Raw genomic sequence first — 16,763 nt, forward strand, 5'->3', positions numbered from 1 at the left:
TTTTCTTCCTACATCGCCAAAACGCGGATCTGATCGCCTTGCTGTAATAGTAAACCTTGAGCAAGTTCTGCAGAGATAGTCACCTCATCGCTATCTTCTGTGATCAGAAGTTTAGCTGAGGTTGCACGATAATTAGCTAGTTGAGTATTTGATATAATAAAGCTGGTATCAGACTGCGGAGCATTGCCTATATTAATCGTGTATAAACGGCTCTCTTTTACAGATCGAATATCATTAAGATTACATTCAACTGTGGGGCCACCATCGAAAATATCGACATAGCCACGGCATCTAAAGCCTTCCGCTTGCAGTAGGTTTAAAGCAGGTCGAGTATTAGCATGAACCTCACCTATCACCTTCTGAGCATCCTCTGGCAGCAAACACACATAAACAGCATTCTTAGGCATCATCTCAGCCATAAATGCTTTCTGACCTAAGCCTGAAAGGTAATCTGCTTCAACGAAATCAATACCTAAAAAGTGTTTTTGAAGCCAGTCATAAAATGGAGAGTTGCCTTCACTATCACTTTCACCGCGCATCTCTGCAATAACGGTTTCCCCGAAGCGTTCGCTATGTTGCGCTAAGAACAGGAAGCGGCTACGAGATAGCATTCTGCCATTATTATTTTTACGGTAAGTGTCGCGCAAAAATAGTGTACAAAGCTCCGCGGCACCAGTGTAATCGTGGCATAAGGTTAATGTTTCAACCTCATTGCGGACTTCAATCTGCTCGGAGTGGTACACCTCAGTACCTAAACGGTAATGATAAAACGCATCCTCCATACCTACAGCAGCTTCTAAGCCACAAGTGCCAACCACTTCACCCGTTGCAGTATCTTCAAGCACCATCAAATAGCCTTCATCGAACGGCTTTTCGATCTGCTTTTCAAAGGAGGCTTCAACGCGGGCAATTTTGCTTCTCAGTAAATCTTCGTTTACTGGAAGAGAGGTAAAGCCATGACCTGACTCTTCGGCAATTTGATAAAGCGCTTCATAATCGCTAGATCGGATCGGACGTATGATTAACATCTATATCTCCTCACTGATACTCGTCGCTTAACCGAAAGCTTGTCTTTAGTATGACTACCTATATAAGACAAGTCCTAACGAGCTAAGGTTCAAGTATGCCAATGATAAAAAAGGGTAGAAGCAATTCGCCCTACCCTCAATCTCATTTAGCCGGCAACGACTTTAGCAACAGCACGTTCGAAACGTACTAAACCTTCAGCGATATCTGCCTGAGGTATAACTAATGAAGGAGTAAAACGAATAACATTGGCACCAGCAACTAGGCTCATCAGCCCTTCGCCAGTCGCAGCAACTAAAAACTCTTTAGCTCGACCTTGATACTCGTCATTAAGCACAGCACCTAGCAGTAGCCCTTGACCACGCACTTCTGAGAATACTTGGTACTTATCGTTAATCTTATTAAGACCGTCACGGATAAGCTGCTCACGCACTTTTACACCATCAAGAACTTCTGGAGTATTAACAACATCCATTACTGCATTTGCAACAGCACAAGCAAGCGGGTTACCGCCGTAAGTTGAACCATGGGTGCCAATCTTTAGGTGATCTGCAATCTCTTTCGTTGTAAGCATGGCTGCGATAGGGAAACCACCACCTAGCGCTTTAGCTGTGGTCAACACATCAGGTACGACATCACCACGCATGTAAGCATATAGCTCACCTAAGCGGCCAACACCCGTTTGCACTTCATCAAATACCAATAGTGCATTGTGCTTATCACAAAGTGCACGAACGGCTTTAAGGAATTCAGGGTCGGCATCAATGATCCCGCCTTCACCTTGTAGAGGCTCCATCATAATTGCACAGGTTTTATCAGAAATAACCGCTTCTAGCGCTGCAATATCGTTAAATGGAACATGAGTAATACTTTGAGGCTTAGGACCAAAACCATCAGAGTAAGCAGCTTGGCCACCAACACTCACAGTGAAAAAGGTACGGCCGTGGAATGCTTTATCAAAAGCAATGATCTGATCTTTCTCTGCACCAAACTTATCCATAGCGTAACGACGAACAAGTTTAAGTGCTGCTTCGTTTGCTTCTGCGCCTGAGTTAGCAAAATAAACACGGTCGGCAAAGGTAGCCTCTACGAGCTTAGTCGCAAGTTCAAGAGCTGGCTCATTGGTCATAACATTAGATAGGTGCCAGATCTTCTCACCTTGTGCTTTTAGTGCACCAACAAGAGCTGGATGACAATGGCCTAAACAGTTAACGGCAATACCGCCGGCAAAATCGATGAACTCGTTACCATCTTGATCCCAAACTCGGCTACCTTCACCACGTACAGGAATAACTGCCGATGGCGCATAGTTAGGCACCATGACTTCATCAAATTGGGCTCTTGTCAGTGTATTGTTGACGCTCATACCTTCTCATCCTTTATTATCGTTAATGGCTCTATAAGCCACTATTGCCGCCTTTTTTCATTATAAAAACACTTAGTGGCGGTGCTTGTTTACATTACTTAAAGAACATTAATAGCGAAAATGTGATCAAAATACCAGTTTCTTACACTCAACTTGGATCACGTTCGCATATTTAATGCATAAAGATTGGACTATAAGAATTATACAAGCGTTTATAGCGGGGGTTTAGAGCATAACTAGTCATAAAAAAAGTTATTTACACCCAAACACACTAACTATTCACGATATATGCATAGTTAGCATTAGGTTTGTAATGATAAACGAGCAGTAAAATGTTTTTTGATTAGAAAAAGACCAGAAAGGAGAGAGTAAATCTCATGGCTAACTAGCAAGCCAAGAATTAACGCCCTTTTAAAAATATATCTCTGTGCTCGCTAAGCAGAAAGTACTGTTCACTGAACTAGATAATATCAAGCTTACGGAAGTTTTGGCCTTTGAGGCGTATCACCTCCTGCTCAGATAACTCATAATAATCAAACATCATCCTTCGCTCATGAGGCGTTATCTTTCTTAGCTCCTCCAATAAGACGACTTTGGCATAACAGTTTGCTCGAGCGACCATTGCCGCCTCTACTGAGAGCTCTTTATAACTTAAGTTATTATCAAGCTCAGCCAATACCTTAGCCATAGGACTCGCTTCAAAATTCAGGTGGTGTAGCAGTTGCCAGTTCAAAGCATTACCATGCTCAAGCACTAGCTGATAGACCTTTTCTGCAGGAAACTCTGTTGCCACAACCGCGTCATACACCTCTTTATCTCTACTGCCACTCGCTTCCCTAAGCCAAGTACCCCATGTCTGCTCGAAAAGCTTCGCACTGTTTTTAAGCACGACTGATGGCCCTAATTGGCTCAGTAGCGTACAAGTATATACAAATGAGCCATCTTGTTCATGAAGCTTGGCCAAGGCTCTGGCTGCAATAGCGCTTACCACTGAGTAGCGCCATAGCTTTCTCGTGGTCCATAACAGGTTTGCATGCCCTGAAGGTAGCCAGTTTCTTATACAGAAGTATGGAATTAACAGTTTAATATTCTCAATACCAATAAAATTGATAACCAATTTAATATCAGTTACCTGAACATCTGAGCGCTGTGGACGCCTATGCCTAAAAGAGGAGCTATTGACCATATTGATAAGATCTCTTACCAGCCACTGCTGCTCCTCGATTAAAGGCCTTAGCCTATTGATGTCGATATTTTTTGCCTGTAATAGCTCTAACATCAACAACTGATTTTCATTGATGCCTGAATGAGTTAGGACCTGTTCAGGGGAGGTTAACCTATGCTCTACAGCATTACTGACTGTATTGATAAGTTGAGCAGAAACCTCTTCAAAAACCTGCTTTGCTTCAATTTGCTTAGCTAACCGCTCTAAAACAGCCTCTCTTTCAATAGCGAGCTTATTCGCGTCAGCCTCTAATTCAGCATCAAGCTCATCAAACATAGAGTTCGATTTTTGTTTGCCAACAATAAGTTGTTGGTACAACCTATGCTCTATCTCAATAATTTTTCCTGGCCTAACACCGCCAGCAACCGATATTGCCACTTTCAGCTATTCCCCTTAAAACCCTATACCTATAATTTAGCATCAATTGTCGATATTTTGCAGAAATTACAATTAACTAACGCCGCTAAATATCTGTAAATACCTAGATGTATTACTTGCCTACTCGCTCAAAAAGCAGTGGCCCGCTACCCGCTGTTGAATGGTATTGCCCTTTAAGCTGTTGACCATCAGCAGATAAGGTCAGTGTATGCCTACCTTTTTCTACCCAACCTGGGATTGGGCGCGTTACCACAACTTGATAATCTAACTCGTCACCTTGCCGTGTACCAATACCGTACTCCACCATAGCGACTCCCTTATACTCAACGTAGTGACTAACGTGAATAGCATCACCATCTTGAGCTATTATCATGGTACCACGCGTAAAGTCAGCACTGTTGATATCAGCCCACAAGCCATCAATCGCTATATCTTCAGCAATACATAAGCCCGTTAGAGTCAGCATTAACATAACACTGATTAACAGTTTACTTATCATATGAGTCATCCCTCCTTAATACGAAGCACACTGATAAAATAGGCCTCACAAAGGAGGCCTAATAATTAATTTATGCGCGTTTACCTCATCAAACTTACTTAAGCTCTTGCTCAAATAACTTATAGATGCGGCGATACTCATCAAGCCAACTTGAAGGCTGCTTAAAGCCGTGTGGTTCAACTGGGTAGATAGCCGTTTCAAACATTGGTTTCTCTAACTCAATCAAGCGCTGAACTAAACGTACACTGTCTTGGAAAAAGACGTTGTCATCTAATACACCACTCATTATCAGCAATGGTTTTTCTAGGCCTTGAGCATGTTCGATAGGAGAGCTACGCTCATAAGCGATAGCGTCTACATCTGGTGTATTTAAGATGTTAGACGTATAAGGGGCATTATAATGTGCCCAATCTGTCACAGGACGAAGCGCTGCGCCAGCTTGAAAAAGCTCAGGCTCAGTAAATAGTGCCATAAAGGTAAGGAAGCCACCGTATGAACCGCCATAAGTTCCGACTTTATCTGTATCAACATTGGCATTGGCAGCCATCCAGCTCACCCCATCTTTAAGATCTTCCACTTCTGGGTGACCCATATTTCGGTATACCGCTGTTCGCCAATCTCGCCCATACCCCTTTGAACCACGATAATCCATATCCATCACCACATAGCCCTGCTGGGTTAGTAGGTTATGGAACATAAACTCACGAAAATAACCTGAGAAGCCATAATGTGCGTTTTGTAAATAGCCTGCACCATGGTTAAAAATCACAGCAGGATATTTTTCTGCACGATTCTTATCATATCCTTGGGGTAAAAATACACGGGCATAAACTTCACCTGCACCATGGGTAGACGGCACTGCGACAACTTCTGGTGCCTGCCAAGGATAGTTTTGGAACTCCTCACTGGTATAGTGAGTAAGCTGCTTACGCTGACCACCTATAGGTTTAATAAACAGTTCAGCGGGCTCTGTACGTCGTGATGCGTTAAGCAATAAATAGCTCCCATCAGGACTTAGCTCATAGTCTAGTTGACCATCCCACTGAGTTAGCTGCTCATCTTTACCTGTGGTTATATTCACACGATAAACATTGTCTATCCCAGGATGAGACTTATTAGCCTTATAATAGATAAACTCAGCCTTAGGGCCTAAGGTGATATCACTAACAACAAACTGCCCCTGAGTAAGTGGTTCAGCTTCTTCACCCTGTTGTTTTAGGTAGATATGAGAGTAACCAGTCTCTTCTGATAGATAATAGAGGCTTTCACTATTAGGTAACCAGCCAAATTGGTTAAAGTTATAATTAACCCATGCGCTATCATGCAGCCTATGCTCAGTATTTAGCGTCCCCTTGTCTAAGTTAAGTGTGGCAATCCACCTATCTTTGTTATCAACGGCTTCAAGCATAATTGCGACTTCAGAGCCATCTGTCTGCCACTGAATAGCACTTTGCGACCAGCCCCAATCTTGCATCAATTGAAGTTTGCGTGGAGTCGTCTCACTTTTATATTTTTCACCAATCGCTTTAGCATTTTCCTGCTTAACGGTGGCTAGAACATCCTCATCGAAGCCTGTTAGCCCCTCAATAGTAATATCAGTCTTTTTATGAGTCTTTAGGTCGAGTAAAACCAAACGCTCACCAGGTGCCTTGTCCTCTGCGACTCGAGCTCTAGCAGGTACCGCGTCGACATAACCCTGCTGACCTAAATAGTTTGGCATAATGTCGTGCTCAGCGCGCCAACTGTAATCTTTATTGATTAAAGATAATACGATGTAGCGGCCATTAGGAGAAAGGCTGAGGTCGCTAACAACCTCACTATCACCAAGGTACCAAGTCTTTGAAGCAATAGTGGGATCGACTTTTTCTAGCTGCTGCTTATACGCTTGTTGCTGCTTCGCTTTGTCTTGTTGCAAGGCCACATATTTAATTAATCTGTGTTGTTGCTTGGCGATATAGCTATCAGGATCTTTCACACCTTCAGGTTTTTTAGCCATTTTAATATTAGCTAATTGCTCAATCATGCCGCTATCTTGGTGGATTCTGAATATATCCTCACCTTGCCAAAAAGCGATATCTCCACTGCTTAGAAACCTCACGCCATCGATAGCATCGTTTTGCCGAGTTAGTTGAGACACCTTACCTGTGGCTAACTCTTTTACGAACAAGTTTCCCTGATAGATATAAGCCTTACGCTTACTGTCATGACTTAAGACGCCACGCTTCTGATCGGCAAGATGAAGCTGATCAAGTGTCAGCTTTGAAGCTGCTCCCTGCAATACAGGCTGCTTATAGTAATCTCTGGTTGCAGAGTTATGAGCTTGTCTCGCAAAGTAAACAGATTGACTATCATCACTCCAATAAGCCCCCTTCGCTTGCAGACCCATCCAATCAGGATTAGCCATAATCTGCTTCAGGGTAAGTTGCTCGTTAACTTTAGGTGGTGTCGCAAGTACTGGGGAAGCTGCGAGGTTATTGGCTAAAGAATCAGTTTGATTATTGGAGTCTGTAACCGCACAACCACTTAAAATAGCGATTGCCAGTACACTAAGTCCTGAGTTTCGAAGCAGACTTGTCATTATCCTTCCTTTTGTTTTCAATGATCCTGATCTCCCGATATGGAAAGTCATACCACGTCATTGATATTATTTTGCCGATATTTATATCATAAAAGGGATAAGGATTAGTTGTTAATCTTTAGAAATCTTGTAACAAATACTAAAAGAGCATGGAGGAAGATAGTGAGGAGTAAGTTAAGCTTAATCCTTAGGGTAAGCGCCGCCATTAAGGAAGTTTTGTAGTAACTCATGCCCCTGCTCAGTAAGTATTGATTCGGGGTGAAACTGAACCCCCATTATAGGCAAAGTTTTATGACTCATAGCCATGATCTCTCGGCCATGTTCAGGGTCATCAAACCAAGCATCTAAAATGAAATTTTCAGGTAGAGATTCGACAATCAATGAGTGGTAGCGGGTAACAGTCAACGGGCAATTTAATGACTCGAAAAGACGGTGACCTTGATGATTAACTTGGCTGGTTTTGCCATGCATAACCCTAGCGGCACGAACAACGCTACCACCAAAAACCTGAGCAATAGCCTGATGCCCAAGGCAAACACCTAGTATCGGCAATTTACCAAAAAAATACTCAATAGCAGCAAGAGAAACACCTGCTTCATTAGGCGTACAGGGACCGGGGGAGATCACTAGGTATTGCGGCGCCAACGCTTCAATTTCCTCTATGGTAATCTCATCATTTCGCTTAACCACAATCTCTTGACCTAACTGCTGAAAATACTGCACTAAGTTAAATGTAAAAGAATCATAGTTATCGATCATTAAGACCATAGAGCTGCCCAATACTGACTAGGTTTATTATTTTTTAAGGTCGCAGATGCTACCACACGCACAATTGAACTTCACTTCACAATCAAAAAAAAAGCCAGTCAAACGACTGGCTTTTAATGTGCACATGTAAGTATTACTTAACAAGTGTGAGGTGACCACGTCGCTTTGGCTCAGGCGCTTTCTCATCAGGCGTACTTTCAACAGCTGAAGGCTCGTCACTTGAAGCATCAAGCTGTTCCTTCATCTCAGGATTAACGACTGATAAACCAGCATCTTCTGGCTCAGCTTCAAGCTGGTAAGCATCTTCAGTATCGAAGACTGTACCAGCACCGTTTTCTCGTGCGTAAATAGCAACAATTGCAGCCATTGGCAAAACAACTTGCTGAGGTACGCCACCAAAACGGGCATTGAACTCAATAGAATCATGTCCTATCTGCAAGTTAGCAACTGCAGTTGAAGTAATATTAAGTACAATTTGACCATCTTTAACATATTGTTGAGGAACCTGGGTACCCGGCACATAAGCGTCAACGACAACATGCGGAGTTAAATCATTATCCATCAACCAATCATAATATGCTTGCAGCAAGTATGGGCGATTTGGGGTCATAGGTTTCATTACATACCCATGCGCATTTCGCGCTCGGTCTCTGTAAGTGAAGCTTTAAATGATTCACGATCGAAAAGGCGAGTCATATAGGCTTTTACTTCTTTCGCTGTACGGTTATCTAATTCGATACCCAATACTGGCAAGCGCCATAACAGCGGCCCAAGGTAGCAATCAGCCAAACCAAACTCTTCAGCCATAAAGTATGGCATCTCGTTAAACACAGGCGCGATAGCGGTTAGGCTTTCCTGTAGTTCTTTACGAGCAGCATCTGCACGATCACCACTTCTGATACGATCAACTAAGGTATACCAGTCATTTTCAATTCTATGCATCATCAGACGAGTCTGACCACGAGAAACTGGGTACACAGGCATTAGTGGTGGGTGCGGGAAACGCTCATCCAGATACTCCATGATGATACGTGAGTTATAAAGTACTAGCTCACGGTCAACTAAAGTAGGAACTGTATTGTAAGGGTTCAGTTCGATCAGGTCTTCATGCATCTCACTTGCCTCAACCTGTAGTACATCTACAGTAACGCCTTTTTCAGCTAAGACAATACGGACTTGATGACTATATAGATCATCACCACCTGAATACAGGGTCATGATTGAACGTTTATTGGCAGCAACAGCCATTGATACCCTCCGAAATTTATAAGACAAAAGCAAAAAAACATAAAGCAAACGAGGGGCAAAGCCCCCCGTTTACATTATGCGGATAATACAGTCTAACCTTTATAAGCGTTAGTGTACATCTCTCCAGTATTCTTTCTTCAACAAGTAAGCGATTATGAAGAAGATAAACAGGAAGCCCATGACCCACCAACCTAAGCTTTCACGCTCAAGTTTTACTGGATCACCTGAGTAAACCAGGAAGCCAGTAATATCACGAACAACTTGATCATACTCATCAGCGCTCAAAGAACCACCAGTTGACACTAGTGTACCGTCTTCTTGTTTCACTGGCACACCTTGAAGGTGCTCAAGTACATGTGGCATACCCACTGATGGGAACACTGTATTGTTTACACCAAATGGGCGTGACTCATCTTTATAAAAACCTTTAAGATAAGTATAGATCCAATCTTCACCACGCACACGTGCCACTAAAGTAAGGTCTGGAGGAGTTGAACCAAACCACTTAGCTGCGCCGTCTTCAGGAATAGCATTTTCCATCAGATCGCCGGGCTTAGCATTCTCATCAAACATATACTTTGCACGCATATCATCGATAGAGATATCTAAGTCATCAGCAACTCGGCTATAACGTTGGTATTGCGTGCTGTGACAGCCTGCACAACTATGTTGGAAATGTTCCAGACCACGCTGCAGAGACTCTTTATCGTTTAAATCGATATTAGCGCTCTCTAGGTGCACATTCGAACCACCTGCTGCAAATGCTAGAGATGGAACTAAGGTAACTAATGCTATAAGTAATTTTTTCATTAGTGAGTCAACCTCTCTGGAACAGGCTTAGTCTTCTCATTCTTACTGTAGATCCATAGGAATAGGAAGAACCCAAAATAAGTGATTGTGAATATTCGTGCAGCAATCGTAAGCGCTGGAGTAGCAGGAACTGCACCCAAGTAGCCTAAGATAACAAACGAAACTGCAAACTGACCAATGTTCAACTTATGAGTCAAGCTACGGTATCTAACAGACTTAACCTTACAGCGGTCCAACCAAGGAAGAACGAATAGCACAGCTATCGCTAAGCCCATACCAACAACACCTAATAATTTATCAGGGATTGCACGCAAGATTGCGTAAAATGGTGTGAAGTACCAAACTGGCGCAATGTGCTCAGGGGTCTTCATAGGGTTTGCAGCTTCAAAGTTAGGCTTCTCTAGGAAGTATCCGCCACCTTCAGGCATAAAGAACAATACATAACAGAAGACTATCAGGAAGCCTGCGACACCCATGATATCTTTTACTGTGTAGTAAGGGTGGAATGGAATACCATCTTTTGGCCAACCATTTTCATCCTTGTTCTTCTTAATTTCGATACCGTCAGGGTTGTTTGAACCCACTTCATGTAGCGCAATTAAGTGTAAGAATACCAATACCACTAGCACTAAAGGCAATGCGATAACATGCAGTGCAAAGAAGCGGTTTAGTGTTGCACCAGAGACAACAAAGTCACCTCGTATCCACAAAGTCAGGTCATCGCCTATGACAGGAATGGCACCAAACAGAGAGATAATGACCTGAGCACCCCAGTAGGACATCTGTCCCCAAGGAAGCAGGTAGCCCATAAAGGCTTCAGCCATCAGTACGAGGAAGATCAGCATACCGAACAACCAGAGAAGCTCTCTTGGCTTTTGGTAAGAACCGTAGATGATACCTCGGAACATGTGCAAGTAGATCACAACGAAAAATGCTGAAGCACCCGTGGAGTGCATATAACGCAACAACCAACCGTACTCAACATCACGCATGATATATTCAATTGACGCAAAAGCGCCTTCAGCTGTTGGTACATAGTTCATGGTCAACCAGATACCTGTTAGTAACTGGTTAACCAGAACTAACATAGCTAGTGAGCCGAAGAAGTACCAAAAGTTAAAGTTTGTTGGTGTCGCATACTGGCCAACATGACGGTTATACGTCGCCGTCATAGGAATGCGAGCATCGATCCAATCAACAACATTCTTAATCATTATGCTGCTCCTTTATCGACACCGATGATGACATTGCCTTCATCGATATACTGATGTGGTGGAACAACTAAGTTCAATGGTGCAGGAACACCTGAGAATACACGACCTGCCATATCAAACTTAGAGCCATGACATGGACAGAAGAAGCCTGAAGGAACACCTTCAACCTGCTCACCGAACGTATCTGGTAAGTAAGTAGGAGAACAACCTAAGTGAGTACATAAACCCACTGCGATAAAGAACTCCGGATTGATTGAACGAACTGCGTTTTGAGCGTAAGAAGGCTGTTGCTCCTCAGCTGATGCAGGGTCGCGCAGTTGACTATCTAATGTGGCAAGGTTGTTTAGAATCTCTTCTGTACGGCGTACAACCCAGACAGGTTTGCCACGCCATTCAACACGGATCAACTGACCTGGCTCTACTTTGCTTATATTTACTTCAACCGGTGCGCCTGCAGCTTTCGCTTTGGCACTCGGATTCCATGACTTTATAAAAGGAACCGCTACAGCGACGGCACCTGCACCACCTACTACGGCGGTTGCTGCTGTCAGAAATCTGCGACGTCCGGTATCGACTGGCGCATTGCTCATCCACTTATCTCCAGAGAGTGTTGGAATTTTTGTTTTAGATTATTTTTAAACTTTGGGTTTTACCCCAAAAGTCAAAAACGAAACTTGAGGCGGGGCTCATTATAGCCAAAAATTAGAACCAGATCATAGTAAATCAGATAACAAAGTTAACTATGTAATGAAAATAGCTGTTCCAGCTCAAAAAACATTCAGCTTCCTATACAAATAAAACAAATAAACCCATAGATAAGTGGTAAAAAAGAAATAGCATATCTCACTAAATTAGTAAGTTATCACTATTAAGCAAAAAAAAGCCCGGCATAAGCCGGGCTTTTAATTCAAATAGCTTTATTTCGCCAGTGGGCTCTTCATATATTTGAAGAATTCACTATCAGGCTCAAGCACCATCACGTTAGAATCATTTTCGAAACTTGACTTATAGGCCTCTAAGCTACGCACAAAGCTGTAGAACTCAGGATCTTGAGAAAATGTATCAGCATAAATCTTAGCTGCTGTTGCATCCCCTTCACCTCGAACCTCAAGTGCTCGACGCTGTGCATCTGCAAGCAGGATGGTCACATTAGCGTCAGTCTTTGCCTTGATGATCTCAGACTGTTCCATACCTTGTGCTCTATGCTCTTTCGCTACCGCGTTACGCTCAGCACGCATACGCTGGTAAATACTTGAGCTCACATTAGAAGGTAAGTTAATCTGCTTAACTCGAACATCAACCACTTCAATACCTAGATCTTCAGAACTCTCAGCAGCATTTCTCAGTGCATCTTCCTGAAGTTCATCACGGCTACCCGAAACAATCTCTTTAATGGTACGGCGGCCAAACTCGGTACGAAGATCGTTATTGATCTTACGCTGGAGTAATGACTCGGCATTGGCTTTGATACCACCATTGGTCGAAAGATAGTATTTCTCGTGATCTTTGATTCGCCACTTCACATAAGAGTCGACCATAAGATCTTTCTTCTCTGAAGTTACAAATCGGTCTGCCGCGCCGTCCATTGTCTGAATACGCGAATCAAGGTACTTGATCTTATCGATCATAGGTATCTTAAGATGCAAGCCAGGCTCATAAATGCGTGTTACACCCTCATCTTTCAGGATCTTACCGAAACGTGAAACAATCGCTCTTTCACCTTCGTTAACCACTAGAATCGATGATAAGAATACAGCAACGAGGACAGCAGCAATAATCGCAACAAGTCTACCCATGATTAATTCCTCCCCTGACGTTCGCCACGAGCTGGACGTGAATCTAACGGTATACTAGCGTGACTAGGTGAACCATAAGATGAAGCTGCAGACGAACTCGCACTTGAGTTGTTACTTACTTTTTTTGGCTGACCTTCGGACTGACTTTTTTGCATCAACTTATCCAGTGGTAGATACATCATGTTGCCACTGTTTTTAGCATCAACTAAAACCTTACTCGTGCCGCTCATTACCTCTTGCATTGCATCAAGGTACATACGCTCACGCGTCACTTCTGGGGCCAATTTATACTCAGGTAAAAGCAATGCAAATCGTGCAACCTTACCTTTAGCTTCTAGGATTTCACGCTCTTTATAAGCATTAGCTTGCTGCTCCATGCGCTGTACCTGACCACGGGCCTTTGGCTCGATAGCACGTGCATAAGCTTCTGCTTCACGAATAAAGCGTTGCTCATCTTCCTGAGCTGCAATCGCATCATCGAAAGCATCTTTAACCTCTTCAGGCGGACGTGCAGGCAAGAAGTTCACATCAACAATATTGATACCTAGCTTGTAAGGCTCGATAATTCTTTCGACCTCTTCCCAAGTATCACGACGGATCTGATCACGACCAGTGGTCAAGATATCATCCATCTTATTGTGTCCGACCACATAACGTAGCGCACTATCAGTGGCTTCACGCAAACTTTCATTTGCATCAACAGCACTGAACAAGAAAAGATAAGGATCTGTCACTCGATATTGAACATCTAGCTCAACTAAAACCACATTCTCATCTGAGGTTAAAATTGTGCCAGAAGCAGGGATCGAACGAACTGTGCTCACATTAACTGGAAACACCTCATCGATAAATGTCGCCTTCCACTGTAATCCAGGGTCAACTTCACCAATATATTGGCCAAATCTTAGTGCTACGCCCTTCTCAGCCTCTTTTACTGTGTAGAAACCAGAAAGTCCCCACACAACAATAGCGATACCCAACACAATGATAAGACCGAATGAGCTTACAGCTGGTCCTGAACCATTGCCTTTTCCGCCGCCAAAGCGCTTTGAAAGGTTACGAAACACTTCATCTAAATCAGGTGGTCCCTTATCGTTACCACTTTTATTTCCCCAAGGGTCTTTATTTCCCTTGTTACCGGGCTCGTTCCAAGCCATTTAGCACTCCATAGGTGTATGAAATAAACGAGATTAAAAAAAACTACTCTACTACTGATGGTTCAATAATAAAGGTCTCTAACTCTCCATCGCTCTGTTTTAACAATCGATGCCAGTCGGCTTCGAGTATATCAACAGATAAAATACAGTTCCCCAGATCGTCGTACGTTTTCTGCTGTATCACGTCAAGTCGGTAAAACTGACCAAGATAATGCCCAGCATTTGCCGGGATCCGCAAGGATAACTCTAAAACGACTTTACCAACAATTACATTGATAGCTTCTTTTACGAGCTCCAAGCCTTTTTTCTGCTGGGCCGAAACCCATACTCTTGTAGGTACGCCTTCGTCATCATAATCGATCCTAGGGCTTACCTCCTCTAACAAGTCAATCTTATTACAGACGACAAGTTGAGGTATATCTTCTGCGCCAATCTCTTTCAGCACACTCTGCACTTGCTCAAAGTTATCCCCCATATTTTCGTCATGACAATCAACAATATGGAGCAATAGATCCGCTTCTCGGGTTTCCTGTAGCGTTGCTTTAAACGCCGCCACTAAATCATGTGGCAAATGGCGAATAAAACCTACGGTATCAGCTAAGATCACTCCACCGTTCTTTAAATCCAGCTTTCGCAAGGTAGGATCTAATGTAGCGAACAGTTGGTCAGCAGCATAAACCTCTGAAACTGTCAGCGAGTTGAACAAAGTTGATTTACCCGCATTGGTGTAACCAACTAATGAAACTGTCGCCATATCACTTCTACGGCGCGCTCTTCTGCTCTGCTCTCGCTGTTTATCAACTTTTGCTAAACGCTTATTAATGGTAACTATTCGACCACGGAGTAATCGTCTATCGGACTCGAGCTGAGTTTCCCCAGGCCCTCGCATCCCAATACCACCTTTTTGGCGTTCCAGATGCGTCCACCCACGAATAAGGCGAGTCGACATGTGGCGCAACTGCGCTAGCTCCACTTGTAACTTACCTTCGTAGGTTCGTGCTCTCTGGGCAAATATATCTAGAATAAGCGTTGTACGATCTAATACTCGACATTGGCATACCATCTCGAGATTTCTCTCTTGAGCTGGACTTAATGCATGATTAAAAATGACTACATTAGCCTCTGTCGCAGCAACCATAGCTGCAAGCTCATCAGCCTTACCAGAACCAACAAAAAACTTTCGGTCTGGTGAACGGCGACTCGCAGTGATCACTCCAACTTGTCGGGCACCTGCTGATTCAACCAAAAGCTGCAATTCAACTAAGTCTTCCCTGCGATCTTCATCGGAGAAATCAATATGGACAAGAACGGCATCCTCACCCGCCTCATAACGATCAAACAAAAAGCTTACTCCTTAACAAAATTACTCTCCGGCTTCATCTTGCTGGCCATTTTGTGCTGGCGTAGCGTGATGATTGCTCACATTAAATGGACGTGCTGGTACAACTGTTGAGATAGCGTGCTTGTATACCATCTGACTTACAGTGTTCTTTAGCAAGATTACAAATTGATCAAATGACTCAACTTGACCTTGAAGCTTAATGCCATTAACAAGATAAATTGAAACAGGAACGCGCTCACGGCGTAGTGCGTTCAAAAACGGGTCTTGTAAAGATTGCCCCTTTGCCATTTTATAATTTCCTTTTTATTAATAATAAGTAGTAAAACTAATACAACAAACTTTCTTGTTTAAATTTAGTATTATATAGCGAGAAAGAATTAGCTAGCGACAATGTCGCAATATGTTAGTTAGATTAGTATCTAACCCACTCTCCAACCAATTTAACTCTGGCCATCCTCTCAGCCATGTTAATTGACGCTTAGCCAATTGCCTAGTAGCAATTACCCCTTTTTCGACCATAGTATTATAGTCATAATCACCATCGAGGTGCTGCCAGCACTGTCTATAACCAACACACCTCATTGATGGTAGAGCTAGATGAAGATCTCCTCTATCTCTGAGGGCTTGAACTTCTTCTACGAATCCTTGATTTAACATCAATTTGAATCTTTCTTCTATAGAAAGATGTAACAGTTTTCGATCTTTTGGTGAAATCGCAAACTGAACGACATCATATGGCAGCGGTTCACTCTTAGTTTGAGTCAACTCAGTCATTGTTTTGCCGCTGATCCTAATGACTTCTAACGCCCTAATGAGCCGTTGAGGATCATTTGGATGTATCCGCTCGGCCGAGATAGGATCCAGTCGTTTTAATTCGTCATGCAACTGTTGCCAGCCGTGTAAATCAGCTTCCTCAACAATCGCGGCTCTAATATTCTCATCAGCCGCAGGTAAAGGAGAGAGCCCTTCAAGCAAGGCTTTAAAATAGAGCATGGTGCCGCCGACAAGTAAAGGGGTCTTACCCATCTTCACTATATCTGCAATCTCTTCTAAAGCATCATTACGAAAATCTGCAGCAGAATAAGTCTCCAGCGGATCTCGAATATCAATCAAGCGATGAGGCGCAAGCGCTAACTCTTCAGCTGTTGGTTTAGCGCTACCAATATCCATACCTCGATAAACCAAAGCCGAATCAACTGAGATAATTTCACAGTTATGTTCTTTGACGAGCTCCATAGCTAACGCGGTCTTCCCTGAGGCAGTCGGCCCCATAAGAGTTAGCACTTTTGGTAATCTTGCTTCAGTCACTCGCTTAATATTCCCAATAACTCGGAATCAACCCAAATTGACTCAATA

At 43.1% G+C, this 16,763-nt stretch carries 16 protein-coding genes; all 16 read right to left on the minus strand.

The window, feature by feature from the left end; genetic code table 11:
• Nucleotides 1-8: 8 nt before the first annotated feature.
• The 16 genes from astA to miaA all read right to left on the minus strand — a co-directional run bounded on the left by astA (nucleotide 9) and on the right by miaA (nucleotide 16,715).
• On the minus strand, nucleotides 9-1,028 hold the full coding sequence (gene astA / locus BM736_RS20720; RefSeq protein WP_076415720.1) for an arginine N-succinyltransferase: 1,020 nt from the start codon (nucleotides 1,026-1,028) through the stop codon (nucleotides 9-11).
• A 146-nt stretch (nucleotides 1,029-1,174) separates the two neighbouring features.
• Complete coding sequence (locus BM736_RS20725) at nucleotides 1,175-2,392, minus strand: aspartate aminotransferase family protein (protein WP_076415722.1); 1,218 nt, start codon at nucleotides 2,390-2,392, stop codon at nucleotides 1,175-1,177.
• A 460-nt stretch (nucleotides 2,393-2,852) separates the two neighbouring features.
• Nucleotides 2,853-3,995 (minus strand): HDOD domain-containing protein, encoded by a 1,143-nt coding sequence (locus tag BM736_RS20730; protein WP_076415724.1) that lies wholly within the window; start codon nucleotides 3,993-3,995, stop codon nucleotides 2,853-2,855.
• A gap of 112 nt (nucleotides 3,996-4,107) precedes the next feature.
• Entirely contained in the window at nucleotides 4,108-4,494 is a 387-nt protein-coding gene (locus tag BM736_RS20735) for a hypothetical protein (RefSeq protein ID WP_076415726.1), read from the minus strand.
• Nucleotides 4,495-4,588: 94 nt separating this feature from the next.
• A complete protein-coding gene (locus BM736_RS20740; RefSeq protein ID WP_076415729.1) occupies nucleotides 4,589-7,072 on the minus strand; it encodes a prolyl oligopeptidase family serine peptidase in 2,484 nt (827 codons plus the stop codon).
• A 180-nt stretch (nucleotides 7,073-7,252) separates the two neighbouring features.
• Entirely contained in the window at nucleotides 7,253-7,840 is a 588-nt protein-coding gene (locus BM736_RS20745; RefSeq protein WP_076415730.1) for an aminodeoxychorismate/anthranilate synthase component II, read from the minus strand.
• 133 nt (nucleotides 7,841-7,973) lie between these two features.
• Entirely contained in the window at nucleotides 7,974-8,459 is a 486-nt protein-coding gene (locus BM736_RS20750) for a ClpXP protease specificity-enhancing factor (protein WP_076415732.1), read from the minus strand.
• On the minus strand, nucleotides 8,459-9,088 hold the full coding sequence (sspA, locus tag BM736_RS20755) for a stringent starvation protein SspA (RefSeq protein ID WP_076415734.1): 630 nt from the start codon (nucleotides 9,086-9,088) through the stop codon (nucleotides 8,459-8,461). The genes BM736_RS20750 and sspA overlap by 1 nt, the downstream gene beginning before the upstream one ends.
• Nucleotides 9,089-9,196: 108 nt before the next feature.
• Nucleotides 9,197-9,898: a cytochrome c1 gene (locus tag BM736_RS20760; protein WP_076415736.1), complete on the minus strand. Its 702-nt coding sequence runs from the start codon at nucleotides 9,896-9,898 to the stop codon at nucleotides 9,197-9,199.
• On the minus strand, nucleotides 9,898-11,112 hold the full coding sequence (locus BM736_RS20765; protein WP_076415738.1) for a cytochrome bc complex cytochrome b subunit: 1,215 nt from the start codon (nucleotides 11,110-11,112) through the stop codon (nucleotides 9,898-9,900). Before BM736_RS20765 ends, BM736_RS20760 begins: the two co-directional genes overlap by 1 nt.
• Nucleotides 11,112-11,702 (minus strand): ubiquinol-cytochrome c reductase iron-sulfur subunit, encoded by a 591-nt coding sequence (gene petA, locus BM736_RS20770; protein ID WP_076415740.1) that lies wholly within the window; start codon nucleotides 11,700-11,702, stop codon nucleotides 11,112-11,114. The genes BM736_RS20765 and petA overlap by 1 nt, the downstream gene beginning before the upstream one ends.
• 327 nt (nucleotides 11,703-12,029) lie before the next feature.
• Nucleotides 12,030-12,908 carry a protease modulator HflC gene (gene hflC / locus BM736_RS20775; RefSeq protein WP_076415742.1) on the minus strand — a complete coding sequence of 293 codons (879 nt, stop codon included), beginning with the start codon at nucleotides 12,906-12,908 and terminating at the stop codon, nucleotides 12,030-12,032.
• A 2-nt stretch (nucleotides 12,909-12,910) separates the two neighbouring features.
• Nucleotides 12,911-14,065, minus strand: a complete 1,155-nt coding sequence (gene hflK / locus BM736_RS20780; RefSeq protein WP_076415743.1) for an FtsH protease activity modulator HflK — start codon at nucleotides 14,063-14,065, stop codon at nucleotides 12,911-12,913.
• Between the two features lie 43 nt (nucleotides 14,066-14,108).
• Nucleotides 14,109-15,407 (minus strand): ribosome rescue GTPase HflX, encoded by a 1,299-nt coding sequence (gene hflX / locus BM736_RS20785; RefSeq protein WP_076415745.1) that lies wholly within the window; start codon nucleotides 15,405-15,407, stop codon nucleotides 14,109-14,111.
• A gap of 21 nt (nucleotides 15,408-15,428) precedes the next feature.
• A complete protein-coding gene (hfq, locus tag BM736_RS20790; protein ID WP_076415747.1) occupies nucleotides 15,429-15,695 on the minus strand; it encodes an RNA chaperone Hfq in 267 nt (88 codons plus the stop codon).
• A gap of 93 nt (nucleotides 15,696-15,788) precedes the next feature.
• Nucleotides 15,789-16,715, minus strand: a complete 927-nt coding sequence (miaA, locus tag BM736_RS20795) for a tRNA (adenosine(37)-N6)-dimethylallyltransferase MiaA (RefSeq protein ID WP_076415748.1) — start codon at nucleotides 16,713-16,715, stop codon at nucleotides 15,789-15,791.
• Nucleotides 16,716-16,763: the final 48 nt, after the last annotated feature.

Origin of the sequence: Shewanella sp. UCD-KL12 (assembly GCF_001957125.1) — a bacterium.
Classification (GTDB): Bacteria; Pseudomonadota; Gammaproteobacteria; order Enterobacterales; family Shewanellaceae; genus Shewanella.